4 protein-coding genes are annotated in these 4,443 nt (G+C 68.5%); 3 read left to right on the top strand and 1 reads right to left on the bottom strand.

Translation table 11 applies throughout. The features are described from left to right. The 3 genes from EHS43_RS38360 to EHS43_RS38350 all read left to right on the top strand — a co-directional run. A partial coding sequence (locus tag EHS43_RS38360; RefSeq protein WP_125195218.1) for a VWA domain-containing protein occupies window positions 1-581 on the top strand: 581 nt, incomplete at its 5' end. 133 nt (window positions 582-714) lie between these two features. After that, the gene (metG, locus tag EHS43_RS38355) at window positions 715-2,442 is read left to right on the top strand and encodes a methionine--tRNA ligase (protein WP_125195217.1); all 1,728 of its coding nucleotides are present in this window, start codon (window positions 715-717) and stop codon (window positions 2,440-2,442) included. A gap of 77 nt (window positions 2,443-2,519) precedes the next feature. After that, window positions 2,520-2,996 (top strand): hypothetical protein, encoded by a 477-nt coding sequence (locus EHS43_RS38350; RefSeq protein WP_125195216.1) that lies wholly within the window; start codon window positions 2,520-2,522, stop codon window positions 2,994-2,996. Window positions 2,997-3,006: 10 nt separating this feature from the next. Here the strand turns inward: EHS43_RS38350 and EHS43_RS38345 are convergent, their stop codons facing one another. Further along, complete coding sequence (locus EHS43_RS38345) at window positions 3,007-4,350, bottom strand: polysaccharide lyase family 1 protein (protein WP_125195215.1); 1,344 nt, start codon at window positions 4,348-4,350, stop codon at window positions 3,007-3,009. Window positions 4,351-4,443 lie beyond the last annotated feature (93 nt).

The raw sequence follows: 4,443 nt of genomic DNA, 5'->3' as shown, positions 1-4,443 counted from the left end.
CCGCCCACACCCTCACCGGCACCACCGCGAAGACGTACCTCGTCCTGGACCGCTCCGCGAGCATGCGCCCGTACTACAAGGACGGCTCCGCGCAGGCCCTCGGTGAGCAGACCCTCGCCCTCGCCGCCCACCTGGACCCCGAGTCCAAGGTGCACGTCGTCTTCTTCTCCACCGAACTCGACGGCACCGGCGAGCTGACCCTCACCGAGTACGAGAACAGGATCGACGAGCTCCACGCCGGCCTCGGCCGCATGGGCCGTACCAGCTACCACGCGGCCGTCGAGGAAGTCCTCGCGCACCACACCAAGGAGAACCCCGGCATCCCCGCCCTGGTCGTCTTCCAGACCGACGGCGCCCCGGACGCGAAGACCCCCGCCACCCAGGCCCTCACGGAGGCGGCGAAGACCCACCCCGGCGTCTTCTTCTCCTTCGTCGCCTTCGGTGACCCGGAGAACAAGGCCTTCGACTACCTCCGCAAGCTCAAGCTCCCCAACACGTCCCACTTCCTCGCGGGCGAAACCCCGAAGGAACTCACGGACGCCGAGGTCTACGAGGGCATCCTCGCGAACTGGCGCCCGTGACGCCGTAGCACCACCCCTGAGGCCGCCCCTTCCCAGCCAGTAAAACGGGAAGCGGGCGGCCCACCCCTGTCGGATACGATTTCAAGGTTCGCAAGCACACGTTTGAAACGACCCGACCTGGGAGCAGCCCCCGATGGCTCGACACCTCATCACCAGCGCCCTTCCGTACATCAACGGGATCAAGCACCTGGGCAACATGGTGGGGTCCATGCTCCCGGCGGACGTCTACTCCCGTTACCTGCGCCAGCGCGGCCACGACGTGCTCTACATCTGCGCGACGGACGAGCACGGCACCCCGGCCGAGCTGGCCGCCAAGGAGCAGGGGCTGCCCGTCGACGAGTTCTGCGCGCAGGCGCACGACGCGCAGAAGGCGGTCTACGACGGCTTCGCGCTCGCGTTCGACTACTTCGGCCGCAGCTCCAGCGCGCAGAACGTCGAGATCACCCAGCACTTCGCCCGCCGCCTCAACGAGAACGGCTTCATCGAGGAGCGGGCGATCCGGCAGGTCTACTCGCCCACCGACGGCCGTTTCCTCCCGGACCGCTATGTCGAGGGCACCTGCCCGCACTGCGGCTACGACAAGGCCCGCGGCGACCAGTGCGAGAACTGCACCCGCGTCCTGGACCCGACCGACCTGATCAACCCGCGCTCGGCGATCTCCGGCTCCACGGACCTGGAGGTCCGCGAGACCAAGCACCTCTTCCTCCTGCAGTCCAAGCTGCAGCACGAGGTCGAGGAGTGGGTCTCCCGCCACGAGGCCGACTGGCCGCAGCTGGCCTCCTCCATCGCCCGCAAGTGGCTGAACGAGGGCCTGCATGACCGCGCGATCACGCGTGACCTGGACTGGGGCGTGCCGGTCCCGGCCGACACCTGGCCGGAGCTGGCGGCGGAGGGCAAGGTCTTCTACGTCTGGTTCGACGCTCCGATCGAGTACATCGGCGCGACGAAGGAGTGGGCAGACGCCGCGCGGGACACAGACCCGGAGAACCGGGACTGGAAGTCGTGGTGGTACGACGTCGACACCGACGTCCGCTACACCGAGTTCATGGCGAAGGACAACGTCCCGTTCCACACGGTGATGTTCCCGGCCACCGAGCTGGGCGTGCGCGAGCCGTGGAAGAAGGTCGACTACGTCAAGGCATTCAACTGGCTGACGTACTACGGCGGAAAGTTCTCCACGAGCCAGAAGCGGGGCGTGTTCACGGACCAGGCCCTCGACATCCTCCCCGCCGACTACTGGCGCTACTTCCTCATCGCGAACGCGCCCGAGTCGGACGACTCGTCCTTCACCTGGGAGCACTTCACGGCCACGGTGAACAAGGACCTCGCCGACACCCTCGGCAACTTCGTCAACCGCGTCCTGTCGTTCTCGAAGAAGCGCTTCGGCGAGGAGGTCCCGGCGGGCGGCGAGCCCGGCGCGGCGGAGACGCGGCTGGGCGAGCAGATCGCCGAGCTCCTCGCCGAGTACGAGTCCCAGATGGAGGCCCTGCAGTTCCGCAAGGCCGCGGCCGCCCTGCGCGCCCTGTGGTCGGCGGGCAACTCCTACCTGGAGGAGAAGGCCCCCTGGCTGGAGATCAAGACGGACAAGGACGCCGCGGCCCTCACCCTGCGCACCGCGATGAACCTGATCCACCTCTACGCGGTGGTCTCGGAGCCGTTCATCCCGGCGACCTCGGCCGCCATGCGCCATGCCTTCGCCCTGCCCTCCGACACCGCCACCTGGGTCACCGCCGACGAGGCCCGCACCCTGACCGCCCTCACCCCCGGCATCCCCTTCACCGTCCCCCCGGTCCTGTTCGCCAAGCTGACGGACGAGGACCTGGAGACGTACAAGGAGCGCTTCGGCGGTTCCCCCGAGTAGTCCGGGAGCAGTTCCCGCACGGTCCGGATACCGACCCGGGCATCGCCGTGTCCCCGCCAAGCCGTATGGTTTGCGCCATGGCAGTGCCCGGGGTCATTCCTGTCGCGTACGAGCCGAAGCACCGCACCGAGACGATCGGGCGGTATGCGGAGGGTCAGTTCCTGGCGTCGATCACGTATGCCTTTCCCGAGGGATTCCGCCTCGAGGAAGGCTGGGAAGATCAGAAACGCCTTTACGCGGTACTGCACACCTTCGACCCGGAGGGCAATTACCGCGACTCCGACATCTGGTGCGCCGGCACCTGGGCGGAGCAGCAGCGCGACCCGGAGGGCGACGCCTCGCCCCTGACCCGCGCCCAGGTCCATCGCGCGACCCTGCTGCGCAGTCTGCCCCGGCGTTCCTACACGGATATCGCGATCCGTCCCTTCAGCGTCACCCACGAGGGCGTCCGCTTCGGCCTGGTGATCCGCGAGGACGAGGGGGAGCAGTGGGCGGAGCTCTACCCGGACCGCCTCGCCTTCGCGGAACCCTGGGACGGGACCTACGACACGTGAGACCTGCCGGCTAGGAGAGGACTCCGGCGCCCGTGGTCGTCGCCAGCGAGGCCGGCAAGTTCTTCGCGGAGGTCTCCAGGCCCGCCGTCAGGGTCGGGGTCCAGTTCACCGTCGTCTTCAGGTCCTTCGAGGACGCGGCGTTGTATGCGGCGACCAGGTCGGTCGCCGTGCCGTTGACGAGGTTGCCGGAGCCCGCGATCGCGCCCGTGCCGTCGCCGGACAGCAGCTTGGCGACCTTCACGCCCGACGGGACCGTCCAGTAGTTGTTCGCGGCGACGACCTGGGCCTTGGCACGGGAGTTGATGCTGTACTGCACCGCGTAGCCGTCCAGGGTCGTGACGTCGTAGAGGTTGTTGTAGATGTGGACCTGGCCGACCCGGGCGAGCGGGGCGCGCTGGACGACGCCCTTCCAGACGTTGTGGTGGATCGAGACCCGCAGCTTGCCGCTCGGCTCGCTGTCGCTGCTGCCGATCAGCATCGTCTTGTCGTGGTGGGTGAACTGGTTGCGGGAGACGGTCACCAGGTCCGAGCTCTTGGTGATGTCCAGCGCCCCGTCGTGGATCTGGTACTCGCGGCCGTAGTACGTCGGGTTGGCGGAGTCCAGGTGCGGCGCGTCCGTGAACGTGTTGTGGTCCGCCCACACGTGGGTGGCGCCGCGCAGGGTCACGGAGTCGTAGTTCGAGTTCCAGTTGCCGTCGTCGCCGTCGGTCGGGTCCCACTGCGGGAAGCAGTCCTCGGTGGCCGCGAAGGTGAGGTTGCGGACGATGACGTTGTCGACGTTCTGGATCTGGAGCATGCCGCCGGAGATGCCGGCCTTCGTGCCCGGCTCCCCCACGATCGTGGTGTTGGCGGGCACCTTGAAGACGATGTTCTGGGCCTGCTTCTTCTGCGCGGCGGCCCGCGCGTTCTCCTGCGTGCCCGAGGGCAGCTTCGAGCGGCCGTAGGTCGCCGGGTCGTACGCCTTCAGGTAGGAGGCGAGCGCATAGCCCGTCCCGGACGCGTAGTCCGCGCACGTCAGCTTCTTGCCGGCGTCGTCGGTGTTGGCGTCGATCGTGCCCTTGACCTTGATGATCCGCGGGGTGGTGTCGGTCGCCGAGCCCAGCGCCTTCACGAGCTGCGCCCGGGTGGAGACGGTGAAGGTGTGCGCGGAGTCGGCCTTCGTGCCGCCGGTCGTGCCCGTGCCGGAGGACGCCCAGCCGTCCTTCGCGGCGAGCGTCTGGTGGTACAGGTCCACCGTCCCGGCGTGGGCGTTCATCACGACGGCACCGGCGCCGACGCCCGCGGCCACGACGGCGGCGGAGACGACGAGGGTGCGGCGCTTGCGGAGGGACCGGCGGTGGGAGGCAGAGGCCACGGAGGATTCCTTACGGGCTGGGGTGGGACATGTGCGGTTCGTGAAGCACCGGTGAAGGCGCTTCCGTCCTCAAGTGGCCGCCCGGACCAGGGG

Source organism: Streptomyces sp. RP5T (assembly GCF_003933965.1).
GTDB lineage: Bacteria > Actinomycetota > Actinomycetes > Streptomycetales > Streptomycetaceae > Streptomyces.
Note: the sequence above shows the minus strand (reverse complement) of the source record. Positions and strands in the feature narration are given on the sequence as shown.

Coding starts and splice junctions, on each gene's coding strand:
- metG (WP_125195217.1), top strand. CDS start 715: ATGGCTCGACACCTCATCACCAGCGCCCTTCCGTACATCAACGGGATC.
- EHS43_RS38350 (WP_125195216.1), top strand. CDS start 2,520: ATGGCAGTGCCCGGGGTCATTCCTGTCGCGTACGAGCCGAAGCACCGC.